At 63.2% G+C, this 24,678-nt stretch carries 21 protein-coding genes, 1 pseudogene and 1 riboswitch; of the genes and pseudogenes, 16 read left to right on the top strand and 6 right to left on the bottom strand.

Annotated features, from left to right (window positions below; translation table 11 throughout):
* Nucleotides 1-361 precede the first annotated feature (361 nt).
* The 7 genes from glmM (at nt 362) to AC3CB8_RS01785 (ending at nt 8,208) form a co-directional block, all read left to right on the top strand.
* The gene (gene glmM, locus AC3CB8_RS01815; protein ID WP_015315278.1) at nt 362-1,717 is read left to right on the top strand and encodes a phosphoglucosamine mutase; all 1,356 of its coding nucleotides are present in this window, start codon (nt 362-364) and stop codon (nt 1,715-1,717) included.
* Between the two features lie 247 nt (nt 1,718-1,964).
* Entirely contained in the window at nt 1,965-2,825 is an 861-nt protein-coding gene (locus AC3CB8_RS01810) for an outer membrane protein (protein ID WP_023775392.1), read from the top strand.
* Nucleotides 2,826-3,033: 208 nt separating this feature from the next.
* Complete coding sequence (locus AC3CB8_RS01805) at nt 3,034-3,810, top strand: outer membrane protein (protein WP_352567025.1); 777 nt, start codon at nt 3,034-3,036, stop codon at nt 3,808-3,810.
* Between the two features lie 260 nt (nt 3,811-4,070).
* Nucleotides 4,071-5,246, top strand: coding sequence for a phosphoserine transaminase (locus tag AC3CB8_RS01800; RefSeq protein ID WP_023775394.1), 1,176 nt, complete (start codon nt 4,071-4,073; stop codon nt 5,244-5,246).
* A 63-nt stretch (nt 5,247-5,309) separates the two neighbouring features.
* A complete protein-coding gene (gene serA / locus AC3CB8_RS01795) occupies nt 5,310-6,911 on the top strand; it encodes a phosphoglycerate dehydrogenase (protein ID WP_023784281.1) in 1,602 nt (533 codons plus the stop codon).
* A gap of 508 nt (nt 6,912-7,419) precedes the next feature.
* A complete protein-coding gene (locus AC3CB8_RS01790) occupies nt 7,420-7,761 on the top strand; it encodes a cytochrome c (RefSeq protein WP_352567023.1) in 342 nt (113 codons plus the stop codon).
* Nucleotides 7,762-7,779: 18 nt separating this feature from the next.
* Nucleotides 7,780-8,208 (top strand): c-type cytochrome, encoded by a 429-nt coding sequence (locus AC3CB8_RS01785; protein ID WP_352567036.1) that lies wholly within the window; start codon nt 7,780-7,782, stop codon nt 8,206-8,208.
* Nucleotides 8,209-8,320: 112 nt separating this feature from the next.
* On the opposite strand, the pseudogene AC3CB8_RS01780 reads toward AC3CB8_RS01785, so the two are convergent.
* Nucleotides 8,321-9,205 (bottom strand): annotated as a pseudogene (locus AC3CB8_RS01780) (DMT family transporter); the annotation flags it as partial.
* A gap of 211 nt (nt 9,206-9,416) precedes the next feature.
* On the opposite strand from AC3CB8_RS01780, the gene AC3CB8_RS01775 reads away from it, so the two are divergent.
* Nucleotides 9,417-10,715, top strand: a complete 1,299-nt coding sequence (locus AC3CB8_RS01775; protein ID WP_023775399.1) for an adenylosuccinate synthase — start codon at nt 9,417-9,419, stop codon at nt 10,713-10,715.
* A 75-nt stretch (nt 10,716-10,790) separates the two neighbouring features.
* A complete protein-coding gene (locus tag AC3CB8_RS01770) occupies nt 10,791-12,563 on the top strand; it encodes a hypothetical protein (RefSeq protein WP_352567021.1) in 1,773 nt (590 codons plus the stop codon).
* 18 nt (nt 12,564-12,581) lie between these two features.
* On the opposite strand, the gene AC3CB8_RS01765 is transcribed toward AC3CB8_RS01770, so the two are convergent.
* Genes AC3CB8_RS01765 through AC3CB8_RS01750 form a run of 4 tightly spaced genes read right to left on the bottom strand, consistent with a single transcriptional unit; the run spans nt 12,582 to nt 15,659 of the window.
* A complete protein-coding gene (locus AC3CB8_RS01765) occupies nt 12,582-12,881 on the bottom strand; it encodes a CcdB family protein (protein ID WP_352567019.1) in 300 nt (99 codons plus the stop codon).
* Nucleotides 12,881-13,123: a type II toxin-antitoxin system CcdA family antitoxin gene (locus AC3CB8_RS01760; protein WP_023773912.1), complete on the bottom strand. Its 243-nt coding sequence runs from the start codon at nt 13,121-13,123 to the stop codon at nt 12,881-12,883. The genes AC3CB8_RS01765 and AC3CB8_RS01760 overlap by 1 nt, the downstream gene beginning before the upstream one ends.
* Nucleotides 13,124-13,177: 54 nt before the next feature.
* Nucleotides 13,178-14,998 carry an ABC-F family ATP-binding cassette domain-containing protein gene (locus AC3CB8_RS01755; RefSeq protein WP_023773913.1) on the bottom strand — a complete coding sequence of 607 codons (1,821 nt, stop codon included), beginning with the start codon at nt 14,996-14,998 and terminating at the stop codon, nt 13,178-13,180.
* Between the two features lies 1 nt (nt 14,999).
* Nucleotides 15,000-15,659, bottom strand: a complete 660-nt coding sequence (locus tag AC3CB8_RS01750; RefSeq protein WP_023773914.1) for a thiamine diphosphokinase — start codon at nt 15,657-15,659, stop codon at nt 15,000-15,002.
* Between the two features lie 86 nt (nt 15,660-15,745).
* Nucleotides 15,746-15,860, top strand: a riboswitch (TPP riboswitch).
* Between the two features lie 43 nt (nt 15,861-15,903).
* Between AC3CB8_RS01750 and thiB the strand changes: the two genes are divergently transcribed.
* The 4 genes from thiB to AC3CB8_RS01730 all read left to right on the top strand — a co-directional run bounded on the left by thiB (nt 15,904) and on the right by AC3CB8_RS01730 (nt 21,069).
* Nucleotides 15,904-16,902 carry a thiamine ABC transporter substrate binding subunit gene (gene thiB / locus AC3CB8_RS01745; protein WP_352567016.1) on the top strand — a complete coding sequence of 333 codons (999 nt, stop codon included), beginning with the start codon at nt 15,904-15,906 and terminating at the stop codon, nt 16,900-16,902.
* Between the two features lie 78 nt (nt 16,903-16,980).
* Nucleotides 16,981-18,600 carry a thiamine/thiamine pyrophosphate ABC transporter permease gene (thiP, locus tag AC3CB8_RS01740; RefSeq protein ID WP_352567014.1) on the top strand — a complete coding sequence of 540 codons (1,620 nt, stop codon included), beginning with the start codon at nt 16,981-16,983 and terminating at the stop codon, nt 18,598-18,600.
* Entirely contained in the window at nt 18,593-19,369 is a 777-nt protein-coding gene (thiQ, locus tag AC3CB8_RS01735) for a thiamine ABC transporter ATP-binding protein (RefSeq protein WP_352567013.1), read from the top strand. Before thiP ends, thiQ begins: the two co-directional genes overlap by 8 nt.
* Before the next feature lie 230 nt (nt 19,370-19,599).
* A complete protein-coding gene (locus AC3CB8_RS01730) occupies nt 19,600-21,069 on the top strand; it encodes a M48 family metalloprotease (protein ID WP_023773918.1) in 1,470 nt (489 codons plus the stop codon).
* 16 nt (nt 21,070-21,085) lie between these two features.
* Here the strand turns inward: AC3CB8_RS01730 and AC3CB8_RS01725 are convergent, their stop codons facing one another.
* Complete coding sequence (locus AC3CB8_RS01725; protein WP_023773919.1) at nt 21,086-21,949, bottom strand: RNA polymerase factor sigma-32; 864 nt, start codon at nt 21,947-21,949, stop codon at nt 21,086-21,088.
* 302 nt (nt 21,950-22,251) lie between these two features.
* Here AC3CB8_RS01725 and AC3CB8_RS01720 point away from each other — a divergent pair, with 302 nt between their 5' ends.
* From AC3CB8_RS01720 to AC3CB8_RS01710, 3 genes are all read left to right on the top strand, one after another.
* Nucleotides 22,252-23,025 (top strand): amino acid ABC transporter substrate-binding protein, encoded by a 774-nt coding sequence (locus tag AC3CB8_RS01720; RefSeq protein WP_023773920.1) that lies wholly within the window; start codon nt 22,252-22,254, stop codon nt 23,023-23,025.
* A 134-nt stretch (nt 23,026-23,159) separates the two neighbouring features.
* Entirely contained in the window at nt 23,160-23,840 is a 681-nt protein-coding gene (locus tag AC3CB8_RS01715; RefSeq protein WP_352564241.1) for an amino acid ABC transporter permease, read from the top strand.
* A complete protein-coding gene (locus AC3CB8_RS01710; RefSeq protein WP_352564239.1) occupies nt 23,837-24,607 on the top strand; it encodes an amino acid ABC transporter ATP-binding protein in 771 nt (256 codons plus the stop codon). Before AC3CB8_RS01715 ends, AC3CB8_RS01710 begins: the two co-directional genes overlap by 4 nt.
* Nucleotides 24,608-24,678 lie beyond the last annotated feature (71 nt).

The following is a 24,678-nucleotide window of genomic DNA, read 5'->3' as shown; positions in this document are numbered from 1 at the left end:
CTCCGTGGCTGCAGCCCATTATACGTCCCAGCGAATCAATACCGCTCAACGGTCGGTTGCGCCAGATGCCAGGCGGCTTATATATCGCCGAAAATCGCTTTCTGACGACAAGGTGATGAAATCATTCGGCCTGACTGCCGCCGAGGCAAGAATTCTCGGGGTGCATCCGCGCCGAATGGCTCGCAAAACTGGTATATGTGACGCTACAGCGTCTCCGTGCTAGGCTGCGGCCATGTTGTGTGCACCGCACAACAATGATTTTCTAAGGATTGGTAACATATAATCACACAATGTGATCGGGGCACGACGGCCAATTGTGGCATGACGTGCCGGCTAAGGACAACCAAGGAAACTGACTGGCATGGCAGGGAATTACTTCGGCACGGACGGCATTCGCGGGCGCGCCAACAAGTTTCCGATGACCGCGGAAATCGCCATGCGGGTCGGCATGGCCGCCGGCCTTTCGTTCCAGCGCGGCAGCCATCGCCATCGTGTCGTGCTCGGCAAGGACACCAGGCTGTCCGGCTATATGATTGAAAACGCGATGGTGGCCGGCCTTTGCGCCGCCGGCATGGACGTGTTTCTGCTCGGCCCGATCCCGACCCCGGCGGTTGCCATGCTGGTGCGCTCGCTGCGCGCCGACATTGGCGTCATGATCTCGGCCTCCCACAATCCCTACTACGACAACGGCATCAAGCTTTTCGGCCCAGACGGCTACAAGCTGTCCGACGAGATCGAAGAGCGCATCGAGAGCATGCTCGACAAGGATATCGAACTGGCGCTCGCCGATTCCGACGGGCTTGGCCGCGCCAAGCGCGTCGACGGCGTGCATGACCGTTACATTGAATTCGCCAAGCGCACCTTGCCGCGCTCGATGTCGCTTTCGGGTCTACGGATCGTCGTCGACTGTGCCAATGGCGCGGCCTACAAGGTGGCGCCCGAGGCGCTGTGGGAACTGGGCGCCGAAGTCGTGGCCATCAATGTCGAGCCCAATGGCTTCAACATCAACAAGGAATGCGGCTCGACCCATCCAGCCGATCTGCAGAAAAAGGTGCACGAAGTGCGCGCCGACATCGGCATAGCGCTTGATGGTGATGCAGACCGGGTCGTCATCGTCGACGAGAACGGCGCCATCGTAGACGGCGACCAGATCATGGCGCTGATTGCCGAGTCCTGGCACCAGAGCGGGCGGCTGGCTGGCGGTGGCGTCGTTTCGACGGTCATGTCCAATCTCGGCCTCGAGCGCTTTCTCGGCGACATGAAGCTGCAATTGCACCGCACCAAGGTCGGCGACCGCTATGTCGTGGAGCATATGCGCGCGCATGGGCTCAATGTCGGCGGTGAGCAGTCGGGCCACATCGTGCTGTCCGACTTCTCGACCACGGGCGACGGGTTGGTCTCGGCATTGCAGGTGCTGGCCTGCATCAAGCGGCAAGGCCGCCCTGTCAGCGAACTGTCGAAGAAGTTCGAGCCGGTCCCGCAACTGCTGAAGAACGTTCGCATCGCCGGCGGAAAACCGTTGGAGGAAGCCCCGGTCAAGGCCGCGATCGAGGACGCCCGCCATCGTCTCGGCAAGGCCGGGCGGCTGGTCATCCGTCCATCCGGCACCGAGCCGCTGATCCGTGTGATGGCCGAGGGCGACGATCCGCAACTGGTCGAGGCCGTCGTCAACGACATCGTCGGAGTCATCTCGGAAACCCGCAGCAGCGCTGCCTGATCCCCGCCCGCCCGGAAGGCGTCACGCCGCCGCCTTCATTGCATCCAAGCCTCCCTCCGGCGGGGTTTTGTTGGTGGAGGGTCGGTCTCCCTCTGTCGAAATCTTCGCCGGATCTCTGGGATTTTAGAGATTCGTGGTTAATCGACAGGGTTAAACGCCTTTTAACTTTTGCAATTCATTATCCACGCCTGAAAGCCAATCTTATTCGGACACGATCGCCGTTCCGAGGTTTCTAGGGGTGACAAGCATGTTCAATACAGCAAGAAAGGCCCTGTTCGCGCTGCTGTTCGCGGGCTTGGCCTGGCCGGTGCTCGCAGCTGACCTGCCCGAGCCGCAGGTCGAAGAAGCGCCGCCGCCGGTCTATGAGCAACCGGTCGATGTCGGCGGCTGGTATATCCGTGGCGATATCGACTATCACAAGTCGAAGGTGGGTGACATCGACTACATCACCTATGGCGCCGCGCCTTGCCCGTGCGGGCCTCCAGTCGGGGTCGCCGGCAGCAAGTCCTTCGACTATGGCAAGCTCAAGGGCGGTTTCTCGCTAGGCGCCGGCGTCGGCTACAAGATCAACGAACACTTCCGCACCGACCTGACCGCCGACTACTGGTTCAAGTCGAACTTCAATGGTGGCACCTCGGACCTCACTACGGTCTCGGTCGAGTCGTCGAAGATGAGCGCCTTGCTGCTTCTGGCAAATGCCTATGTCGATATCGGAACCTGGCACGGTATCACGCCCTATGTCGGCGCCGGTATCGGCGGAGCGCGCGTCAAGTGGGATACTGTCTACGACCCGACCCCGGGCGCAACCGAGTCCAACCCCGGAACATCCAGCTGGCGCTTCGCGTACGCGGTAATGGCCGGCGCCTCCTACTGCTTGACCGACAAAGTCATCCTCGATGCTGGCTACCGTTTCTCCCATATTCAGGGCGGTCGCATGTTCGAGTATGGTCCAGCCGGCGCCACGCCGGGCGCCGGGCCGGGCTTCGATCACGGCTTCAACACCCATGAGGTGCGCGGCGGTCTGCGTTACCAGTTCGGCGGCAACAACGGTTGCGCCGCGCCGGTGGTGGCCTATCAGCCGGAGCCCGAGCCGATCTACACCAAGTAATCGCTTCGAAGTTTCCAGGAATTCGTCGACCGCCCGGCATCAGCCGGGCGGTTTTCGTTTGAGGTGACCCGAGGCCGGCCCGTTCGAAATCAATTCAATAACCCTCTGTTAGCCTTAACCGGCACTTAACCACTATGGTTAACAATGGCTCATGAAACGTTGGCCGCCGTTGCTTGTTGGACGGCGCTGAATTCGGGAGCCGGGGACCATGATATCAATATCGCGTATGGCGCTGGCGATTGCCGCACTGCTGTTGCCGCTGACGTCTGCAATCGCCGCCGACTACGATCCGCCGATCTATGTCGACCAGGCGCCGGATTATGTGCCGGTCGAGGTCGGCTCCGGATGGTATCTGCGCGGTGACGTCTCCTATCTGGTGCAGAAGAGTTTCAAGAATGGGGATTTCACCTTCCCGTCGGCGATCAACAACGAAAACTTTAGCGAGAGCGAAGATGCAATTTTTGCGAGCGTCGGCTTCGGATATCATTTCAACGATTACCTCCGCGCCGATTTCAACTTCGGCTATTTGCCGGGTAACAAGGCAAGCTTCGGCTATGACGATACTGCTACCGCACCGGCTGGAACGTCGATCATGGGATCGGGAAACCTGAAGAACTATGCGTTCTCAGGCATACTCAATGGCTATGTTGACCTTGGCACCTATGTTGGAATCACACCGTATGTCGGTGCGGGTGTCGGCGTCGTCGTGAGCAAACGCAGCCTCTCCGCCAGCTATGCCGAAGAGGCCACCCCCGCCAACGATTTCACGCTTGATGACAGCAAGACGCAGTATTCCCTCGCCTATACGTTGAATGCCGGTCTTGCGTATCAAGTGTCCAAGAATGTTTCCGTCGATCTCGGCTATCAGTATTTTTCCGCGCCTAGCGTCGAATACGCGACCGCCGCGAGCCTGACTTCCTTTCCGGTCAAGAAAGGGATCAGCAATCACCAGATCAAGCTCGGGCTGCGCTACGATCTCTGGTAGACTTGGGCAGATCGGGACTTTGACGGCGGATCTCTCGGGGTCCGCCGTTTGCATTTGAAGTCACGCGATCCTGATCGCGGCGCATTCCTGTTTGATGCCTGCCGTAGCCCCAAAACCGCCGCGTACTTTTAGGGCGCCATGCATCGGTATCCCGCCAGCGACAAAAACTTTCCTCTTGACGCCCGATGCCTGAACGCATATCGCCGTCCGTGGGCCACCCCTCCCCAACGAGGGGCCACTATCTGGAAGGATAGACCACGATGACGACGCTTACGAAGCCCGGACTCCGTCCGGCAAATCCCAATTTCTCCTCTGGTCCCTGCGCGAAACGTCCCGGCTGGTCGGTCGAGGCGCTGAAAGCTGCCGCACTCGGCCGTTCCCACCGCGCCAAGATCGGCAAGACCAAGCTCGAGCAGGCGATCGCGTTGACGCGCGAGATACTCAAGGTCCCGACCGACTACCGGATCGGCATCGTGCCGGCCTCCGACACCGGTGCCGTCGAGATGGCGCTGTGGTCGCTGCTCGGCGAGCGCGGCGTCGACATGGTCGCCTGGGAGAGCTTCGGCTCCGGCTGGGTCACCGACGTGGTCAAGCAGCTGAAACTCGCCGATGTCAGAAAGATCGAGGCCGGTTATGGCGCGCTGCCTGACCTGACCAAGATCGATTTCGACCGCGACGTGGTCTTCACCTGGAACGGCACGACGTCGGGCGTGCGCGTGCCGGACGGTGACTTCATCCCCGCCGATCGCAAGGGCCTGACCATTTGCGACGCTACTTCCGCGGCCTTCGCGCAAAAGCTCGATTTCGAAAAGCTCGATGTCGTCACCTTCTCCTGGCAGAAGGTGCTGGGCGGCGAGGGTGCGCATGGCATGCTGATCCTGTCGCCGCGTGCCGTAGCGCGGCTGGAGAGCTACAAGCCTTCATGGCCGCTGCCGAAAATCTTCCGCCTGACCTCGGGCGGCAAGCTGATCGAGGGCATTTTCAAGGGCGAAACCATCAACACGCCGTCGATGCTTTGCGTCGAGGACTACCTCGACGCGTTGAACTGGGCGAAGTCGGTCGGCGGCCTCGAAGCGCTGATTGCCAGGGCGGACGCCAATGCCGCCGTGCTCGACCGGTTCGTGGAAAGATCGTCCTGGCTCGGCCATCTTGCGGTGACGCCGGCGACACGCTCGAACACGTCGGTCTGTTTGTCCTTCACCGACCCGGATATCGCGGCGCTCGACGCTGATGGACAGGCGGCCTTTGCCAAGGGCCTCGTCTCGACGCTCGACAAGGAAGGCGTCGCCTACGACATCGGTTCTTATCGCGATGCCCCGCCGGGATTACGCATCTGGTGCGGCGCAACCGTCGAGACCTCCGATCTCGAAGCGCTGCTGCCTTGGCTCGACTGGGCCTTTGCCAGCCAGAAGGCGTCGCTCAAAGCGGCCGCCTGAGAGTTTCCGTTGCGGCCCGAGGGCCGTCCCTTCCCGGATCAATCCATTTTCAAGGAGGCCGCCATGGCGCCCCGCGTTCTCGTCTCTGACAAACTCTCTCCAACCGCCGTGCAGATCTTCAAGGATCGCGGCGTCGAGGTCGACTATCTGCCCGACCTCGGCAAGGACAAGGAAAAGCTGCTCGAAGTGATCGGCAAGTATGACGGCCTCGCCATCCGTTCGGCGACCAAGGTCACCGAGAAGCTGATCAATGCGGCCACCAATCTCAAGGTCGTCGGTCGCGCCGGCATCGGCGTCGACAATGTCGATATTCCGGCGGCAAGCCGCAAGGGTATCATCGTGATGAACACGCCCTTCGGTAATTCGATCACGACGGCCGAACACGCCGTGGCGATGATCTTCGCGCTCGCCCGCCAGATCCCGGAAGCCAACGCTTCGACCCATGCCGGCAAATGGGAGAAGAACCGCTTCATGGGCGTCGAGATCACCGGCAAGACGTTGGGCGTCATCGGCTGCGGCAATATCGGTTCGATCGTCGCCACACGCGGCGTCGGGCTGAAGATGCACGTCGTCGCCTTCGACCCATTCCTGTCGGACAAGCGCGCCGAGGAGCTCGGCGTCGACAAGGTGGAGCTGGACGAACTCTTCGCCCGCGCCGACTTCATCACGCTGCACACGCCATTGACCGACAAGACCCGCAACATCATCGATGCGGCTGCGATCGCCAAGATGAAGAACGGCGTGCGCATCATCAATTGTGCGCGTGGCGGACTGGTGGTCGAAGCCGACCTGGTCGCGGCGCTGAAGAGCGGCAAGGTGGCAGGCGCCGGCATCGACGTGTTCGAGGTCGAACCGGCGGAGCAGAATGTGCTGTTCGGCATGGAGAACGTGGTGGCGACACCACACCTTGGCGCCTCGACGGCGGAAGCGCAGGAGAATGTCGCGCTTCAGGTCGCCGAGCAGATGGCCGACTACCTGATCAAGGGCGCGGTCTCCAACGCCATCAACATGCCCTCGATCACGGCGGAAGAGGCGCCGCGGCTGAAGCCGTTCGTCAAGCTCGCCGAAGTGCTGGGCGCCTTTGTCGGCCAGGTCACCGAGGATCCGATCAGCGAGGTGGAGATCCTGTTCGACGGCTCGACCGCGACGATGAACACGCGCGCTTTGATCAGTGCCGCCCTGGCCGGATTGATCCGGCCGCAGGTCGCCGACGTCAACATGGTGTCGGCGCCGATCATGGTGAAGGAACGCGGCATCATCGTCGCCGAGGTCAAACGCGATAAATCGGGCGTCTTCGACGGCTATATCAAGCTCACGGTCAAGACCGAACATATGACTCGCTCGATCGCCGGTACCTGCTTTTCGGACGGCAAGCCGCGCTTCATCCAGATCAAGGGCATCAATCTCGACGCCGAGGTCGGCCAGCACATGCTGTATACGACCAATGCCGATGCGCCCGGCATTATCGGCCTGCTCGGTACTGTCTGCGGCGAGAACGGCGTCAACATCGCCAACTTCCAGCTCGGCCGCAACCGGCCGGGCGGCGACGCTATCGCACTGCTCTATCTCGACGCGCCGTTTCCGGAGAAGGTGCTCGAGCAGGTGCGCGACCATAAGTCGATCGATTCTGCAAAGCGGCTGCGGTTCGACGTGGGCGGGATCTAGCTCCCCACACCCTCTGAGGGGACAAGCCATACATCAGACGCCCCGTTTGCCGGCATGCATGCGGGGCGTTCCACGACCGCTGGAGCCGTCCGACGGTTTGCGTCGTCGCGGGCGCCGCCGCAGGAGTCGCGCCAACGCTTTCCGCACGCTGCAGTCAATTGATGGATATGATCTAACTTAACTGGTCATGATTTTGCGCGCAACATCCGGCGCGCCTCTGTTGCTGTCGTGGTACCTTCGATGGATCATCGCAGTACTGTCCGACCGAGCCGGTGCCTTTTTCTGTCGGCGATTGCGCGGGCTGTCATACCAGGCCGGGCGGCAAGCCGCTGGCCGGTGGCCTGCCGCTCCCGCCTTTCGGCGCTGGTGCCGCCCAACATGACGCCCGACCACGAGACGGGCGTCGGCAATTGGTCCGAGGCCGATTTCCGCAACATGATGAAGACCGGCGTCGGCCACAATGGCGTGCGGCTCTATCCCGCCATGCCTTACCCCGCCTATACCAGGGATGAACGAGCAGGATATTTCCGACCTGTGGGCCTACATGACCACGATCGACCCGGTCTCGAACAAGGTCGAAGCCAACCAGCTGCCGTTCCCGCTGAACATCCGGCTGGCAATGTGGGGCTGGAACCTACTCAACTTCAGCGAGGCAAGCTTCCAGGCCGACCCCTCCAAATCGGCGGAATGGAACCGCGGCGCCTATATCGTCCAGGGCGCCGGGCACTGCGGCACCTGCCACTCGCCCAAATCGTTCCTTGGAGCGGACCAAGACAGCGGCTTCCTGCAAGGCGCCTCGCTGCAAGGCTGGTTCGCCCCGACATCACCAACAATGCTCAGTCTGGCCTAGGCAAATGGTCGCAAGAGGATGTGGTCGCCTACCTCAAGACCGGCGTCAACGCGCATTCGATCGCATCCGGTTCGATGGCCGAGGCGATCGAGATCTCGACCTCCAAGATGCGGATCCCGACCTCAAGGCCGTGGCCGTCTATCTCAAGAGCCTGGGCCGGACACCGGCAATGCGCAGGCGCCCAAGCCCGACGAGGCGCGGATGGTGGCGGGCGCGGCGATCTATCATGACAATTGCTCGGCCTGCCATGGCGGCGATGGCGCCGGGGCCGGAGCGCTTTTCCCAGCGCTTGTCGGCAACTCGATCGTCGCGCAGGGCAATCCCGAGACCCTGGCTCGCGTCGTTCTCGCCGGAAGCCAGGCGGTGCACACGGCCGGTGCGCCGACGACGCCTTCGATGCCCTCGCTGGCATGGCGGGTGAAGGACCAGGAATCGCCGACGTGCTGACCCTTGTGCGCGGCAGCTGGGGCAATTCCGCTCCGGCGGTCTCGTCGGACGATATCGCGGCGGTGCGCAAGGAACTGGTGCGGTAATAATCCCGGCGCGACGTCAGAAGCCACGCCATCTTGCGCCCGCTGTACTCGGCGAGCCCGATGCCGCCCAGAACGAGGACCAGCGCCAGCGCCTGATAGAGCTGGAACGTCTCGCCGACGATCAGCACCGAAAGCAGCGTGCCGAAGATCGGCACCAGATTGATGAACAAGCCGGCCCGGTTGGCGCCGATCAGTTCGTTGCCCCTGATATAGGTTATCTGCGAGATAACCGATGCGCCGATCGCCGTATAGACGATGACCGCCCAGCCGCGGGCGTCGGGCACGATCACCTTGCCGGCGGCGGCTTCCCACAGGAAGAAGGGCAGTGAGGTGATGAGCGCGGCGAACGACATGGCCAGCATCAGGCTTTGCCAGCGCATCGCCGGCTTCAGCCGCAACCCGACCGAATAGCTGCTGTAGAGAACGACCGCGACCAGCATGATGGCGTCGCCGAAATTGAGCTCCAGCGTCAGCAGCCGGCGCGGATCGCCATGGCAGGCGGTCAGGATGACGCCGAAGACGGTCAGCACCACGCCGGCTATCTGCGCCCAGTTCACGCGCAGGCGGGAGAAAACGAAATTGGCTGTCATGATCAGGATCGGCATCGCCGCCTGTTCGATCGAGACATTGATCGCCGTGGTGTAGTTGAGGGCGGTGTAGAAGATGGTGTTGAACAGGGTGAAGCCGCTGGCGCCAAGCGCTGCCAGCACGAGCCAGTGCCGGCGCACGACGGGCCAATCCTCCTGGATCGTGCGCCAGCCGATCGGCAGCAGGATCGCGACGGCCAGCATCCAGCGCAGGAAGACCAGCGTCATAGGCGAGACGTGGCCGACCGCCAGCTTGCCGGCCACCGAATTGCCGCCCCACAGCAAGGTGGTGAGCAGCAGGAACATGTAGGCGTTTCGATGCATCGCGGGCTTCCGGCCGCGGGATGGGCCGCGGTGTTTGCCGGCCTATTGCCCCGGCCAGCCCAAGTAAATGATGTCAAAGCCGAAAATTGTTGTGCCTCAGGGCATTTTCGGCGGCAAAGAAAGGTCGCACTCGCGAGGTCTTGACGCTATAGAGGCCTGTCGTTTCGAACCATATCCAAGCCGCGCGGCGGCGTCTCAAGGGAAAAGAAACATGGCCAATGTGGTGGTCGTCGGCTCGCAGTGGGGCGACGAAGGCAAGGGCAAGATCGTCGACTGGCTGTCGGAGCGCGCCGATGTCGTGGTGCGCTTCCAGGGCGGCCACAATGCCGGCCACACGCTGGTCGTCGACGGCAAGGTCTACAAGCTGTCGCTGCTGCCTTCGGGCGTCGTGCGGGAAGGCAAGCTGTCCATCATCGGCAATGGCGTGGTCTTCGATCCGCATGCTTTCGTCGCCGAGGTGCAGAAACTGAAAGGCCAGGGCGTGGACGTGACGCCGGATCGCCTGAAAATAGCCGAAAACACGGCGCTTATCCTGTCCGTACACCGGGAGTTGGACGGGTTTCGCGAGGATGCCGCTTCGAATTCCGGAACAAAGATTGGCACGACCCGACGTGGGATCGGCCCCGCCTACGAGGACAAGGTGGGCCGGCGTGCCGTGCGGGTGATGGATCTGGCGGATTTGGAAACTTTGCCCGTGAAGGTCGACAGGCTGCTGACGCACCACAATGCGCTGCGTCGTGGGCTCGGCCATGACGAAGTCACGCATGATGCGATCATGCAGGAATTGACCTCGGTCGCGAACGACATCCTGCCCTACATGGACCGCGTCTGGAAGGTGCTCGACGACAAGCGCCGCGCCGGCGAGCGCATCCTGTTCGAGGGCGCGCAAGGCACGCTGCTCGACATCGACCACGGCACCTATCCGTTCGTCACCTCGTCCAACACGGTCGCCGGCCAGGCCGCCGCCGGCTCCGGCGTCGGCCCGGGCGCCATCGGCTATGTTCTCGGCATCACAAAGGCCTACACGACGCGTGTTGGCGAAGGTCCGTTCCCGACCGAGCAGAAGAACGAGATCGGCGAATTCCTCGGCACGCGCGGCCATGAATTCGGTGTCGTCACTGGGCGCAAGCGCCGCTGCGGCTGGTTCGACGCGGTGCTGGTGCGCCAGGCGGTTGCCGTCAACGGCATCAAAGGCATCGCGCTGACCAAGCTCGACGTGCTCGACGGGTTGGATGAGATCAAGGTCTGCACCGGCTACAGGCTGGACGGCGAGACGATCGACTATCTGCCGGCAAGCCAGGGCGCCCAGGCTCGCGTGGAACCCATCTACGAGACGTTGGAAGGCTGGAAGGGCACCACCGCCGGCGCACGTAGCTGGAACGATCTTCCGGCCCAGGCCGTCAAATATGTCCGATACATAGAGGAGTTGATCGGCGCGCCGGTCGCGCTCCTCTCCACCAGCCCTGAACGGGACGACACGATACTTGTGACCGATCCGTTTCAAGACTAGTTTCTCAAGCCTTCCCGGGCGTTGCGGCTGATTTGCGGAGGCCGGTCCGGAAGCAAAATACAGGTCGACTGACGCATGGCGAAAGATTTCGTTTCTGCTCTGAGGGACACGATAAACAATTTTGGCGATCCCACGCCTGAGCTGCGGGCCAAAGTCTACGACAAAGCGCGCTCGACGATTGCAAAGAAGATTGCCGAGCGCGATCCGCCCCTTTCGCCGTCGGATGCCGAAAGGCAGAAGCGCGGGCTGGAAGATGCCATATCGAGCCTTGAGCGTGAGTACATCAAAAGCGTGCCGGAGACCGATCCGCTCGCGGAACTGGAAAACATCTTTTCCTCCATCGACCGCAACAAGAACCAGTCGAACCACGTCAAGCAGCCGGTCAAGGCCGAACCGGCTCCCACTCCGTCCCCGTATCGGCCCGCCCCTGCCGCGGCCAGCCCGGAGCCATACAAACCGGCGCAGCCCGTTGCCAATGTCGAGCCCTACCGGGCTGCTCCAGCCGCCAAGGTCGAGCCAGGCTGGCAAAGGTCGACGCTGGTGCAGCCCGCTCCGGACTTTTCCGAAGAGACCTTGCCGGGGATGGACGCGGATCGGGACGACGACCAGGACGACGTCTTTGCCGATGACGAAGCGCCGGTGGCCACCGACACTTTCGAGCGTTTGCGCCCGGCCGAACGCAAGCGCAGCTATGGCGGGCTGATCGCCGCCGTCGTCGCACTGCTGGTCGTTGCCGGCGGCGGCTACGGCATCTGGCTGAACAAGGATGCCTTCGGCAAGATGTTGGGCCTGGACGGCAACAAGGTTGTTGCCAAGACCGAACCGGTGAAGACGACACCGGCCAAGCCGGCGACCGATACCACGGCCACGCCACCGGCGCCGGCGACCGGCGCGGAAGGCACGAAATTCACGCAGCGGCTGACGCCGGAAGGCGGCGAAACCGACCCAGGCCCAGCCGGTGGGCAAAGCGGCATAGGCGAGGGCGAATCCGTCGCCGCGCTGACGACACCGCCGACGGCAACGAATGCGCCGGCCACGGCAGCGCCGGCGGTTCCCGCGCCGGCTGCCAATACGCCTGCTGCCGGTACGCCCGCGGCAGGCGCGCCAACCGCGACCACGCCCGCGGCGGGCACCCCGCCCGCGACACCACCCACCAACGGAACCGCGCCCGCGGCCCCGGCCGATGCCGCCGCCACGCCGCCGCCCGCACCGGCAGCCGCCACGCCGCCGTCGGCACCGGCAGCCGCAACGCCGCCGACGGCACCGGCTGCGGCCGTGGCGCCAACCTCGGTTCCGGTGGGCCAGAAGGCGATCTTCTATGAGGAGCGCACCAGCACCGCGCAGGGTTCAGCCGAACCCGGCAGCATCGTCTGGTCGCTGGTGCAGGAATCGCCAGGCGGCGACCTGCCGCCCGAGCCGGCGATCCGTGCCGAGGCGACTATTCCCGGCAAGGACATCCAGTTGCGCATGACCATCCGTCGCAACACCGACCAGACCCTGCCGGCCAGCCATATCATCGAGATGATCTTCCTGACCCCCGATGGGTTCGAAGGCGGCGGCGTCGACAACATATTGCGCGTTGCCATGAAGAGTTCGGAACAGGACGCCGGCAGCCCGCTGATCGGCATCCCGGCCAAGATCGCCGACGGCTTCTTCCTCGTCGCGCTCAACGACACCAAGGCCGACGAGGACGCCAACATGACCCTGTTGCGCGGCCAGGACTGGATCGACGTGCCGGTCGTCTACAAGACCGGACGGCGGGCACTGCTGACCATGGAAAAGGGCATTCCCGGCGAGAAGGTGTTCGACGAGGCTATCAAGGCCTGGCAGGCCAAGACGGCGGGCTGAGGCCAGGTCCGTCTCTGTTCAGAAGCCTTGGAACAGCATGTCGAGTGCAACAACGATCTCGTCATGATGCCGGGAAAGATTTCCTTCGACGTCCGGCAATTCGGAGGCCGTCAAGGCTGAGATGAACTGTGTGACCATCACATGGTCTTTGCCGTCGATGGCGAAGGTCGGGTTTAGTCGGCGGCCCGGAACCGGAGCCATATTGGGCGGCATCAACGGAATGACGACTCTCGTGGTCAGCCTGTCAAGAAGGTCGGACTGAACATCGAGAAGATAACCGTTGCGGTCGATATTCCGATAAAGATCGTAACGTGCCATCAAAACAGTCGATATTTGGCCAATGGCAGTCCGTTGCGCTCCACGTAGGCGTTGGAGCTTTCAATCGCTTCCGTGTTCTCTTCTTGCCAACGGCGCGTTTTTTCCGCTGCAATTGCCTGGGCGATACCTGCCTCGGCAGCACGGGAGATGTTGATGCCCAGCGCCTTGGCGTCTTTGAGCAGCTGGGAGTCTATGGACGTGTTGACGGACTTTCGTTGAGATTTCTGGGTCGAGTGCAGCATAGAAATTGCTCCCCTTATGCGCATAATATGTGCGCATGAAGGAACATGCAATCTTCACCCTTCCATCTCCTCGCGCAGCATCTCGAGTTCCAGCCATTCTTCCTCGAGCACGGCCAACGTCGCACGCTCCTTGTCGAGGGCGGCGATCGTCTTCTGGAACGAGGCCGGGTCGCGTTCGTAATAGGCCGGGTCGGCGATGTTATTCTCCAGCCGCGAGATCGACGCGGTCACTGCCTCGATCTTCTTTGGTAGGGACTCCAGCGCGAACTTCTGCTTGAACGACAATTTCTTCGCCGGCCCTTTTGGCGCCGCCGGATCGCTTTTGCCCGGTGTCGGCGCATCGCCGGCTTCCGCCTTGGCGCGCGCCTTGCGGTCGTCAAGCCTGGTGCCGCCTCGCTGCGCCAGCATGTCGGAATAGCCGCCGGCATATTCGACCCAGCGGCCGCCGCCATCCGGCGCGATCACGCTGGTCACGGTGCGGTCGAGGAAATCGCGGTCGTGGCTGACCAGTATGACGGTGCCGGCAAAGCCGGCGACCAGTTCCTGCAGCAGTTCCAGCGTCTCCATGTCGAGATCGTTGGTCGGCTCATCGAGAACCAGAAGATTTGCAGGCCGTGCCAGCACGCGTGCCAGGATCAGCCGCGCCCGTTCGCCGCCGGACAGCTCGCGCACTGGTGTGCGGGCCTGTTCCGGCTTGAACAGGAAATCCTTCATATAAGACACGACGTGGCGCTGCTCGCCATTGATGACGAGGTTCTCGCCGCGCCCGTCGGTGAGATATTGCGCCAGCGTCTCTTGCGGGTCGACCGCCTCGCGCTTCTGGTCGAGCGTGGCGATCTCCAGATTGGTGCCGAGCCGGACCGAGCCAGCGTCCGGCGCCAATTCGCCGGTCAGCATCTTCAGAAGTGTCGTTTTGCCGGCGCCGTTCGGCCCGACAAGGCCGACGCGGTCGCCGCGCTGGATGCGGGTCGAGAAGCCCTTGACGACGGTAAGGTCGCCAAAGCTCTTCTCGATGTTCTTGGCCTCGATCACCAGCTTGCCGGATTCGGCGGCGTCGCTTGCCACCATTGTCGCGGTGCCTTCGGCGCCGCGATGGCCGCGAAAACGCTGGCGCATGGTCTGCAACTCGCCGAGGCGCCGCATGTTGCGCTTGCGCCGCGCCGTCACGCCGTAGCGCAGCCAGTGTTCCTCGCGCACGATCTGGCGGCCGAGCTTGTGCTGCTCGCGCTCTTCCTCTTCCAGTACTAGGTCGCGCCATTCCTCGAAATGACCAAAGCCCTTGTCCAGCCTGCGCGTCTGGCCGCGATCGAGCCAGACTGTGGCGCGCGACACGCGCTCGAGGAAGCGGCGATCATGGGAGATGACGATGAGCGCGGAGGAAGTCCGGATGAGCTCTTCCTCCAGCCATTCAATGACAGATAAATCAAGATGGTTAGTCGGCTCATCAAGAAGCAGGATGTCGGGCTCAGGCGCCATGACGCGGGCAAGCGCGGCGCGCCTGGCCTCTCCGCCGGACAGGTCGCCAGGCCGTTCTTCGCCCGACAGGCCGAGATGCTCCATCAGATAGCTGGCGCGGTAGGGATCGTCGGCGGGCCCGAGCCCGGCCTCGACATAGGCGCGCACGGTGGCAAAGCCGTCCATGTCGGGCATTTGCGGCAGATAACGCACCGTCGCCGAAGGCTGGCGGAACACCTCGCCGTCCTGTGGCTCGATCAGGCCGGCGGCGATCTTGAGCAGCGTCGACTTGCCGGATCCGTTACGGCCGACCAGCGCAATCTTGTCGCCGGCCGAAGCGGTCAAGGCGGCGCCGTCGAGCAGTGGCGCGCCGCCAAAGGTCAGTCTTATCCCGTCGAGATTGAGAAGAGGCGGGGCCATGTCAGCTTTCGGGCAATGGATAGGGATGGGCGAGCAGCAGCGCGCGGCCATGGCCGAGCGCGATGTCGAGGCGGCCCCCGGTCTTGCCGAACTTGACCTCGTTGGAAATGGTCAGTGACGAACCGAATGCCACCTCAACCTTGTCGAGCGGCCATTTGGCGCCCGTGACGGTCAGGCCGGAGAGTTCGGAGAAGCCGAGAATCGAGAGCAGCGTGCCGTCGGCATAATCGAAGCCGGCCCTACCGGGCAGCAAGGGAACACCTTCCTGGGCGCCGCTGGTCAGACACACATCCATTCCGGCCTCGGCCAGCCGCAGGCCAAGCGCCAGATGCAGGAAGGCGTGGTCGGCGCGCTTGCCGCCGAATGCGCCCGCCAGCACAAGGCGGGTCGCCCCGCGCTCCAGTGCGGCCGCGATCGCCAGTTCTCCGTCGGTCTTGTCCTTTTCCGCCGGGAAGGTTTGCCGCGGCACGGCGGCGAGGTCGGCGGGCAGATCAGCCGGAACCGAGTCGAAATCACCCACCCACAGTTCCGGCACGAGGCCCAGCATCCGCGCATGGCCAATGCCGGCGTCGGCGGCGATGACGCGCGAGCCTTCGACCTGGCGGTCGAGCCGAGGCGTGCGGATGAGATCGCCGCCAAGCAGGATGGTGAATATGCTCATATCCCGTCGCCTTACCAGCCCGGCACCGGAAACGGAAGGCGGCAAAGTCCCACTTGCGCGGGTCATCGGCCCGGCCTATGTGTCGAAACGCTCTAACGGGGTGCCGGACGCGAATTTCGCGGGCCGGCTGAGAGGCAGTCTCGCCAACCCGCTGAACCTGATCCGGTTTGTACCGGCGGAGGGATTAGACGTTTCGGACACTCCGACGCCTCAATTCCTTTCAACGCAAACGAAGGAGGCGCCGATGCGCACGCTTTTATATTCTCTGATCGCCGCCACGGCAGTGACCCTGTCCGGGCCGGCCTTGGCCAAGGACAAGCTCACCGTCTACACCTATGAGAGCTTCACCGCCGACTGGGGTCCCGGTCCCGTGGTGAAGAAGGAATTCGAGGCAGAATGCGGCTGCGATCTCGAGTTCGTCTCGGTCGCCGATGGCGTGGCGCTGCTCAACCGCGTCAAGCTGGAAGGCGCTTCGACCAAGGCCGACATCGTGCTCGGTCTCGACACCAATCTCACCGCCGATGCCAAGGCCTCGGGCCTGTTCGCGCCACATGGCGCAGTGACGGACGTCAACGTGCCGGGTGGCTGGAGCGACGATACTTTTGTTCCCTTCGACTATGGCTACTTCGCCGTCGTCTACGATACCCAGAAGCTGAAGTCCCCGCCGAAAAGCCTGAAGGATTTGGTGGAGGGTAGCGCCGACGACAAGATCGTCATCCAGGACCCGCGCACATCGACGCCCGGTCTCGGACTGCTGTTGTGGGTGAAGGCGGTCTATGGCGACAAGGCGCCCGAGGCCTGGGCCAAGCTCAAGACCAAGGTGCTGACCGTGACGCCGGGCTGGAGCGAGGCCTATGGCCTGTTCACCAAGGGCGAGGCGCCGATGGTGCTGTCCTACACCACCTCGCCAGCCTACCACATGGTCGCCGAGAACACCGAGCGCTATCAGGCGGCGTCGTTCGAGGAAGGCGAATATCTGCAGATCGAGGTCGCGGGCATCACCACGACCGGCGCCAAGAATCCGCTGGCGGAAAAGTTCATGGCCTTCATGACCGGACCGAAATTCCAGGACGCCATTCCCGAGACCAACTGGATGTTCCCGGCCGGCAAGACCGACAAGCCGCTCAACCCCGCCTTCGACAAACTGGTCAAGCCGACCAAAACCTTGCTGTTCAGCCCGGAGGAGGTGGCGGCCAACCGCAAGGCCTGGGTCGATGAATGGCTGGCGGTGATGAGCAAGTAGCTTTTGTGGGCTAATCTCGTGACATGAACGCTCTACGGCGACGCTCCCTAAGCTTCACCCAATCGTTGATGGTGCGGCGTGCAAACCCGCTCTGATACCCGCGTCACAGCCGGCATCATAGGGCTCGCCGCCATCGCCATTTTGATCGGCGGCGCGTTTGCGGGGCTGCTTGTGGAAGGTGCTCGCGATTTTTCCGGCGCTTGGGCCGCGTTCGATCCCTACCTGTTCCGGGTCGTGCGGTTCACGCTCTTGCAAGCGGCCCTGTCGACGCTGCTCTCGGTCGGGCCGGCCCTGTTCGTGGCGCGGGCGCTGTCGCGGCATCCACGGTTTTTCGGCCGTGCCTTCATCTTGCAGCTCTTCGCCGTGCCGCTGGCGCTGCCGGCGATAGTCGCGGCGCTCGGCATCCTGGCGCTTTATGGCCGCGCCGGCTATTTGGCGGGCCTGTTCAACTGGGCTGGCGGCCAGGGTTGGCCGGGCATCTATGGCCTGTCCGGCATTCTCGTCGCGCATGTCTTCTTCAATCTGCCGCTGGCCACACGTCTGCTCCTCGAGGCGCTGCAGACCATTCCCTCCGACCAATGGCGGCTGGCGAGCCAGCTCGGCATGGGGGCGCGGCCGGCATTCCGGCTGATCGAGTGGCCGACGCTGCGTGCTGCGCTGCCCGGTGTCGCCGGACTTGTCTTCATGCTGTGCATCACATCCTTCACCATCGTGCTGACGCTCGGCGGCGGGCCCGGCGCGACGACGCTCGAAGTCGGCATCTATCAGGCATTGCGCTTCGATTTCGATCCCGCGAGGGCTGTTGCGCTGACACTGCTGCAGATCGCCTTGACCTTCATCGTGGTGCTGACGTTGACCCGGCTCGGAGCCGACGTCGTCGGCGACGCCAACCTGCCGGTCGCGCCGCGCCGCTACCTCTCCGTCAACAGGACTGAAGCCTGGCTGAACGCGACGCTCATCGTGTTGGCCTTGCTCTTCGTCGCCGGGCCGATGGTGGCGACCGTGGCGGCCGGACTTGGCGCCGACCTCGGCCGGCTTGCCGGCGAGGCCAGTGTCCGTCAGGCGACGCTGACCAGTGCTGTACTCGCTTTCCTATCGGCATTGCTTTCGGTGATGCTTTCGCTGGCATTGACCATGGCGCGCAGGGCGCTGGCGTCGAACCGCCGCTTCGGGGCAAGGACACTGCTCGAAGAGGCCACCGATACCGGCGCTGGGTTCGTCCTGGTCGTGCCGCCGATCGTCGTCGGCGCCGGCTGGTTCCTGTTGCTGCGCCATGTCGGCGATGTCTTTGCCATCGCCCCGCTCATGGTCGTCACCGTCAACGCTGTCATGGCGATGCCTTTTGCGCTGCGCGCCATCCGTCCCGCCTATGATGCGGCAAGCGAGCGGCACGAGCGGCTCTGTGCGCAGCTCGGAATTTCCGGCTGGTCAAGACTGTGGTTGGTCGACCGGCCGACGTTGCGGCGCCCGGTGGCCACCGCTTTTGCCTTCGCCATGGCACTGTCGCTCGGCGATCTCGGCGTCATCGCCCTGTTCGGCAGTGATTCCGTGCAGACCTTGCCCTACCTTCTCCTGGCGCGCATGGGCAGCTACCGAACCGAGGACGCCGCCGGCTTGGCGCTGCTGCTCGGCCTTGTCTGCCTGGGATTGGTGCTGGCGGCGGACCGGCTGGGAAAGGAGACGGCCAGCAATGTCTGACGAGGCGGGTGGCGGCAAAGGGGTTTCGGTGCGGCTGGACAAGGTTTCGTTCAGCTATGGCGAGGCGTTGTTCGCCTTCGATGCCGAGTTCACGGCGGGGCAAATCACCGCCATCATGGGACCGAGCGGCTCCGGAAAGTCGACGTTGCTCAATCTGGTGGCCGGGTTCGAGCCGCCGCGATCCGGCCGCGTGCTGATCGGCGGGGCCGATGTCAGCACCGCGCCACCGGCGACGCGGCCGGTGTCGATGGTTTTTCAGGAAAACAACCTTTTCGCGCATCTTTCCGTCGAGCAGAATGTCGGGCTCGGCCGTTCGCCATCGTTGCGGCTAGCCGAAGCCGACCGCGCTGCGATCACCGATGCGCTTGCGCGCACCGGCCTTGCCGGCAAGGAGAAGCGGCTGCCGCGCGAACTTTCCGGCGGTGAGCGCCAGCGCGTCGCCCTGGCTCGCGTGCTGGTGCGTGACCGCCCGGTGTTGCTGCTCGACGAGCCTTTCGCTTCGCTTGGGCCCGCCTTGCGAGACGATATGCTCGACCTCGTTGCCGGCCTGCATGCCGAGCGTGGCATGACGGTACTGTTCGTCACGCATCAGCCGCAAGATGCCCGCCGCATCGCTCAGAGGCTGGTGTTTCTCGAGAACGGCGCCGTCGCCTCTATCGGCACGGCAGATGATTTCTTTGCCGGGGCTGGTCCGGAGGCATTCCGGCGCTATATCGGAGCGGGTGGCGGGGGTGCTTTATCACGAGATATTGCCCGGAAGCGGACATAATTTACGCTCAAACCGGCCCGACGCGATGTGGCGCTTGCTTGCCATGACTGGAGTAGTGTGGCTAGGTCCGCCCGATACCGGTCCGGCACAGGCCGTGATTTGCCTACAGCTTCCGCCGCATGCTTCGAGGGGCGCGTGACGGATACTGTAGCAGTTTTGTTTTGCGCATGTGGTCATGCGCAGGGACCTGAAAGGAAGCCGTTCTGGCGATCGGCGTTGACAGGCTACGAATGAACCCGCTGGCGCGCTTTATGGCGCTGGCCGGCTTTGCCGTGGCGCTGGCAAGCTGCCAGATGTTCACGCCTCCGGAAGTGCAGGAATCAGGCTTCCAGCCATCCGACAAGCCGATCACGGTCGACAATGTCGCCGCCAACAACAAGCTCGCGGAACTCGCCAAGGCGCAGCATCCGCGCATCCTGGCGACCTATGGCGGCGAATATTCAGATCCCAAGCTCGAACGCATGGTGGCCAAGGTGGTCGGCAATTTGACCGTGGTGTCGGCGAACCCGACCCAGACCTACCGCATCACCATCCTCAATTCGCCCAACGTCAACGCCTTCGCGCTGCCGGGCGGCTATCTCTACATAACGCGCGGCCTCTTGGCGCTGGCCAATGACTCGTCCGAGCTCGCCGCCGTCATCGCGCATGAGATGGGCCACGTCACCGCCAATCATGGGCTGCAGCGCCAGCAGCTGGAGGCCGAGGAAGGTCTGGCGACCAAGGTCGTTTCCGATGTGCTTGGCGACAGCCCGACCGCCAAGGCTGCACTTATCCGCGGCAAGCTCAGGCTGGCGCAGTTCTCGCGCAACCAGGAGCTTGAGGCTGACGCCATCGGTATCAAGTCGATCGGCGAAGCCGGCTACGATCCCTATGCCGCCGGCCGCTTCCTGCAGTCGATGTCGGCCTATACCGATTTCCGCTCGATCAGCGGCGCCACCGACGCCAGCCTCGACTTCCTGGCGACGCACCCCAACACGCCGCAACGCATCGATTTGGCACAGCGTCACGCCCGACAGTTCGGTGCGCCCGGCTTCGGTACACGCGACCGCGATTCCTTCCTCGCCGGCATAGACGGCCTGCTTTACGGCGACACGCCGGAAGAGGGCTATGTGCGCGGTGAAACCTTCCTGCATCCAGGCTTGGGCGTGTCGTTCACGGTGCCGGACGGTTTCATCATCGACAATTCGGCGGCGGCGGTGACGGCGACCGGCCCCGGCGATATAGCGATCCGCTTCGACGGTGTTTCGATAGACAAGAATCGCGCCCTGACCGACTATATCAGAAGCGGCTGGGTGGCCGGCCTCGACGACAGCACCGTCAAGCAGGAAACCATCAACGGCAATGAGGCGGCGACCGCGCATGCAGGCGCCGAAGGCTGGCAGTTCGATATCGCCGTGATCCGCGCCGGCGGTCAGGTCTACCGATTGCTGACGGCCGCCCCTTCGGCCAGCACCTCGCTTGAAACGGTGGCGCGCTCGGTCAGCGGCTCCTTCCGCATCCTCAGCCCCGCCGAGAAGGCGGCACTGAAACCACTGCATATTCGCGTGCTCACCGTGCAGCCGGGACAGACGATGGGGTCGCTTGCCGCGCAGATGGTTGGCGTCGACCGCAAGCTCGACCTGTTCCGCGTGCTCAATGCGCTGTCGCCGGGGGCCGCGGTTTCGGCCGGCGACAAGGTCAAGATCGTCACCGACAAATAAAAGCTCGAGCGGGAGATCAGGCGGCCGTCGCCATGAATTCCGGATTCTGCTTCACCAGGGCGACCTTGAGCTTTTCCATGGCGCGCGCCTCGATCTGGCGGACACGTTCCTTGGAGATGCCGAGCGTCTCGCCGAGCGCCTCTAGCGTGGCCCCCTCATCATTCAGCCGGCGTTCCTCGATGATCCTGAGTTCACGCGCGTTGAGCGCGTGAAGCGCTTCCTTGAGCCAGAGCGAGCGGCGCGCGACATCGATTTTGTCGCCGACAATTTCGTCGGGCAAGGGATCGTCCGAGACCAGAAAATCCATCCGCTCGGTGCCGCCCGCATCGTCGGCCAGCGGTACGTTCAGCGAAGAATCCGGAGCCGACAGCCGTGAATCCATCATCGCCACATCAGCCTCGGAGACACCAAGCGCAACCGACACCTCGCGGTAGAGATTTGTATTGGACAGCGGCTCGGCGCCGTTCGCCAGACGCGCACGCAAGCGTCTGAGATTGAAGAACAGGGCTTTTTGCGCCGAACTGGTGCCGCCGCGCACAATCGACCAGTTGCGCAGGATGTAGTCCTGCATCGAGGCGCGGATCCACCACGTCGCGTAGGTCGAGAACCGCACCTCGCGCTCTGGTTCAAAACGTGCGGCGGCCTCCAGCAGTCCGACATGGCCTTCCTGAACCAGATCGCCGAGCGGCAGCCCGTAGTGGCGGAATTTCGAGGCCATGGAAATAACCAGCCGCATGTGGGCAACCGTGATGCTGTGCAGCGCGTTCTGGTCGTTGTTTACTTTCCAGAGCAATGCCAGCCGATGCTCCTCCTCGCGCTCGAGATAGGGCGCCTTCATTGCCGCGCGGACCATGATCCGTCCTGCCGTGTCTTCCATCATAAGGCGCTCCGTGGCTCGGCGAGGCAACTTGGCAGACACCGGCTTGAAATGACGGCGGCGTGCCCTACAACAGCCAAAACTGTCATGCGCGGGAAAGGTTCCGCCGGTGCGGGCAGGGCGAGCGCTAGCGTCCGCGCAGTTGTCTGGAACTTCCGAGCTTGCGAGTAAATTCCTTCCGGAGAATTTGATTTCTGAGAGACGCTCTCTTTGAAATTTCATTCCTTATTTTTTCGATCGGCATCTGCCATTTTCCAGCCCTCACAGCATGCCGGGTTACCGGCCAAGGACGGGATCACAGAAAAATGAAATGGCTCAAATCACTCATCATCGCCGGAACGTTGCAGGCCCTGGCCATCGCATCGGCCCACGCCGGCGCCAATCTCGACCAGATCAAGCAGGCCGGAGTCATCAAGGTCGGCACGGAGGGCACCTACGCTCCGTTCACCTACCATGACGCTTCCGGTGCGCTGGTTGGCTTCGATGTCGAAATCGCCAAGGCGATCGCCGATAAGCTCGGCGTCAAGGCTGAGTTCCTCGAAGGCAAGTGGGACGGGCTGATCGCCGGCCTCGACGTCAACCGTTATGATGCCGTCATCAACGAAGTCGGCATCACCGACGCCCGCAAGGCCAAGTACGACTTTTCCGATCCCTATATCGCTTCCAAGGCAGTGCTGATCGTGCGCGGCGACAACACCGACATCAAGACCTTCGCCGACCTCAAGGGCAAGAAGGCGGCGCAGTCGCTGACATCCAATTTCGGCAAGCTGGCCGAAACCAATGGCGCCGAACTGGTCGGCACCGACGGCTTCGACCAGTCGATCCAGCTGCTTTTGACCGGCCGTGCGGACGCTACGATCAATGACAGCCTGTCGTTCCTCGACTTCAAGAAGCACAAGCCGGACGCCAACGTGAAGATCGCCGCCCAGGAAGAGAATGCCGATTACTCCGGCGTCATCGTTCGCAAGGGCGATCCGGAGCTGGTCGCTGCCATCAACAAGGCGCTGGCCGACATCAAGGCCGACGGCACCTACCAGAAGATCGCAGACACCTATTTCGGCCAGGACGTCTCGAAGTAGTTCACCAAGAAGGGCCGGCTGTCGCCCTGCCACGCATCCAGCGGCGAGCCGTCTTTGACGGCTCGCCGCTTTTGTCGTGATATGGCTGACGCATTCGCGCTTCGATGACGCCCTTCCATTCCGGAGGATATTTCGTGCCGCACTGGCTGCAACTGATGCTGGACTCGCTGCCTTCGCTGCTGTGGGCAGCGTTGATCTTTACGGTGCCGCTGACGCTGCTGTCCTTCGTGCTCGGCCTGACGGTGGGGCTGGGCGCGGCGCTAGGCCGGCTGTTCGGCCCGAAGCCGCTGGTGGCGCTCGCGCGCTTCTATGTCTGGATCTTCCGCGGCACGCCACTCCTGGTGCAGCTCTTCCTGATCTTCTACGGCCTGCCGTCGGTCGGCATCCTGCTTGACGCCTTCACCGCGGCGCTGATCGGCTTCACGCTAAACATCGGCGCCTACACGTCGGAAATCATCCGGGCAGCCATCGGCTCGGTGCCCAAGGGCCAGTGGGAGGCCGCCTATTCCATCGGGATGACCTGGGGCCAAGCGATGCGGCGCACCATTCTGCCGCAAGCCGGACGGGTGGCGGTGCCGCCGCTCTCCAACACCTTCATCTCGCTGGTCAAGGACACGTCGCTGGCCGCCGCCATCACCGTTCCGGAGATGTTCCAGGCGGCGCAACGCATCGTCGCCACCACCTACGAGCCGCTCATCCTCTATGTCGAGGCGGCGATCCTCTATCTGGCGATGAGTTCGGTGCTGTCGGCCTTGCAGACGCGGCTGGAGGAGCGGCTCAACCGCTATGGCGGCTTCCTGGAGGCACGCTCATGATCAGCCTCACCAACATCGAAAAGCGTTTCGGCGACAATCTCGTGCTGAAGGGGGTGACTGTCGCCATCGCCGAAGGCAGCGTCACCGCGCTTGTCGGCCCTTCCGGCGGGGGGAAAAGCACGCTGCTGCGCTGCATCAACCTGCTGGAGATCCCAACTTCGGGCAGGGTGCGGATCGGCGACGAGACGCTTGAGTTCCGCCCGGGCGGGAAGGTCCCGGCGGCGGACATAAGGCGTCTGCGCCTGCAGACCGGCATGGTGTTCCAGAATTTCCAGTTGTTTCCGCATCGCACCGCCATCGAAAATGTCATGGAAGGCTTGGTTACGGTGCTCAAATGGTCGCCGCAGAAGGCGCATGAACGGGCACTCGCGCTGCTGGAGAAGGTCGGCATGGTGCATAAGGCGGATGCCTGGCCGGCGACGCTGTCGGGCGGCCAGCAGCAGCGCGTGGCGATCGCCCGTGCGCTGGCGCCGTCGCCGAAGGTGCTGCTGTGCGACGAACCGACTTCGGCGCTCGACCCGGAGCTGGCGCAGGAGGTGGTCGATGTGCTGGGTCAGCTCGCCAGCGAGGGAACGACCATGGTGATGGCGACGCATGATTTGCGCCTGGCCTCCAAGATCGCCCAGGAGGCGGTGTTCCTCGACGCCGGCGTCATCGTCGAGCAGGGGCCATCCGCCAAGCTGTTCGGCAATCCGGAGCGCGAACGCACCAAGCGGTTTATCGCCACGCTGAAGCAGGAGGCGGCGGAGAAGGACGGAGGCGCATAGGCGCGACAATCGCGGCCTTCCCCAAATACAAAAAACCCGGCGCGAGGCCGGGTTTTCGTTAACTTGAATGC

Source organism: Mesorhizobium sp. P160927 (genome assembly GCF_057766385.1).
Note: the sequence above shows the minus strand (reverse complement) of the source record. Positions and strands in the feature narration are given on the sequence as shown.

What these genes read in the sequence shown, in the direction of transcription:
- glmM (WP_015315278.1), top strand. Translation starts at nt 362, where the DNA reads ATGGCAGGGAATTACTTCGGCACGGACGGCATTCGCGGGCGCGCCAAC.
- AC3CB8_RS01810 (WP_023775392.1), top strand. Translation starts at nt 1,965, where the DNA reads ATGTTCAATACAGCAAGAAAGGCCCTGTTCGCGCTGCTGTTCGCGGGC.
- AC3CB8_RS01805 (WP_352567025.1), top strand. Translation starts at nt 3,034, where the DNA reads ATGATATCAATATCGCGTATGGCGCTGGCGATTGCCGCACTGCTGTTG.
- AC3CB8_RS01800 (WP_023775394.1), top strand. Translation starts at nt 4,071, where the DNA reads ATGACGACGCTTACGAAGCCCGGACTCCGTCCGGCAAATCCCAATTTC.
- serA (WP_023784281.1), top strand. Translation starts at nt 5,310, where the DNA reads ATGGCGCCCCGCGTTCTCGTCTCTGACAAACTCTCTCCAACCGCCGTG.
- AC3CB8_RS01790 (WP_352567023.1), top strand. Translation starts at nt 7,420, where the DNA reads ATGAACGAGCAGGATATTTCCGACCTGTGGGCCTACATGACCACGATC.
- AC3CB8_RS01785 (WP_352567036.1), top strand. Translation starts at nt 7,780, where the DNA reads ATGTGGTCGCCTACCTCAAGACCGGCGTCAACGCGCATTCGATCGCAT.
- AC3CB8_RS01775 (WP_023775399.1), top strand. Translation starts at nt 9,417, where the DNA reads ATGGCCAATGTGGTGGTCGTCGGCTCGCAGTGGGGCGACGAAGGCAAG.
- AC3CB8_RS01770 (WP_352567021.1), top strand. Translation starts at nt 10,791, where the DNA reads ATGGCGAAAGATTTCGTTTCTGCTCTGAGGGACACGATAAACAATTTT.
- AC3CB8_RS01765 (WP_352567019.1), bottom strand. Translation starts at nt 12,881, where the DNA reads ATGGCACGTTACGATCTTTATCGGAATATCGACCGCAACGGTTATCTT.
- AC3CB8_RS01760 (WP_023773912.1), bottom strand. Translation starts at nt 13,123, where the DNA reads ATGCTGCACTCGACCCAGAAATCTCAACGAAAGTCCGTCAACACGTCC.
- AC3CB8_RS01755 (WP_023773913.1), bottom strand. Translation starts at nt 14,998, where the DNA reads ATGGCCCCGCCTCTTCTCAATCTCGACGGGATAAGACTGACCTTTGGC.
- AC3CB8_RS01750 (WP_023773914.1), bottom strand. Translation starts at nt 15,659, where the DNA reads ATGAGCATATTCACCATCCTGCTTGGCGGCGATCTCATCCGCACGCCT.
- thiB (WP_352567016.1), top strand. Translation starts at nt 15,904, where the DNA reads ATGCGCACGCTTTTATATTCTCTGATCGCCGCCACGGCAGTGACCCTG.
- thiQ (WP_352567013.1), top strand. Translation starts at nt 18,593, where the DNA reads ATGTCTGACGAGGCGGGTGGCGGCAAAGGGGTTTCGGTGCGGCTGGAC.
- AC3CB8_RS01730 (WP_023773918.1), top strand. Translation starts at nt 19,600, where the DNA reads ATGAACCCGCTGGCGCGCTTTATGGCGCTGGCCGGCTTTGCCGTGGCG.
- AC3CB8_RS01725 (WP_023773919.1), bottom strand. Translation starts at nt 21,949, where the DNA reads ATGATGGAAGACACGGCAGGACGGATCATGGTCCGCGCGGCAATGAAG.
- AC3CB8_RS01720 (WP_023773920.1), top strand. Translation starts at nt 22,252, where the DNA reads ATGAAATGGCTCAAATCACTCATCATCGCCGGAACGTTGCAGGCCCTG.
- AC3CB8_RS01710 (WP_352564239.1), top strand. Translation starts at nt 23,837, where the DNA reads ATGATCAGCCTCACCAACATCGAAAAGCGTTTCGGCGACAATCTCGTG.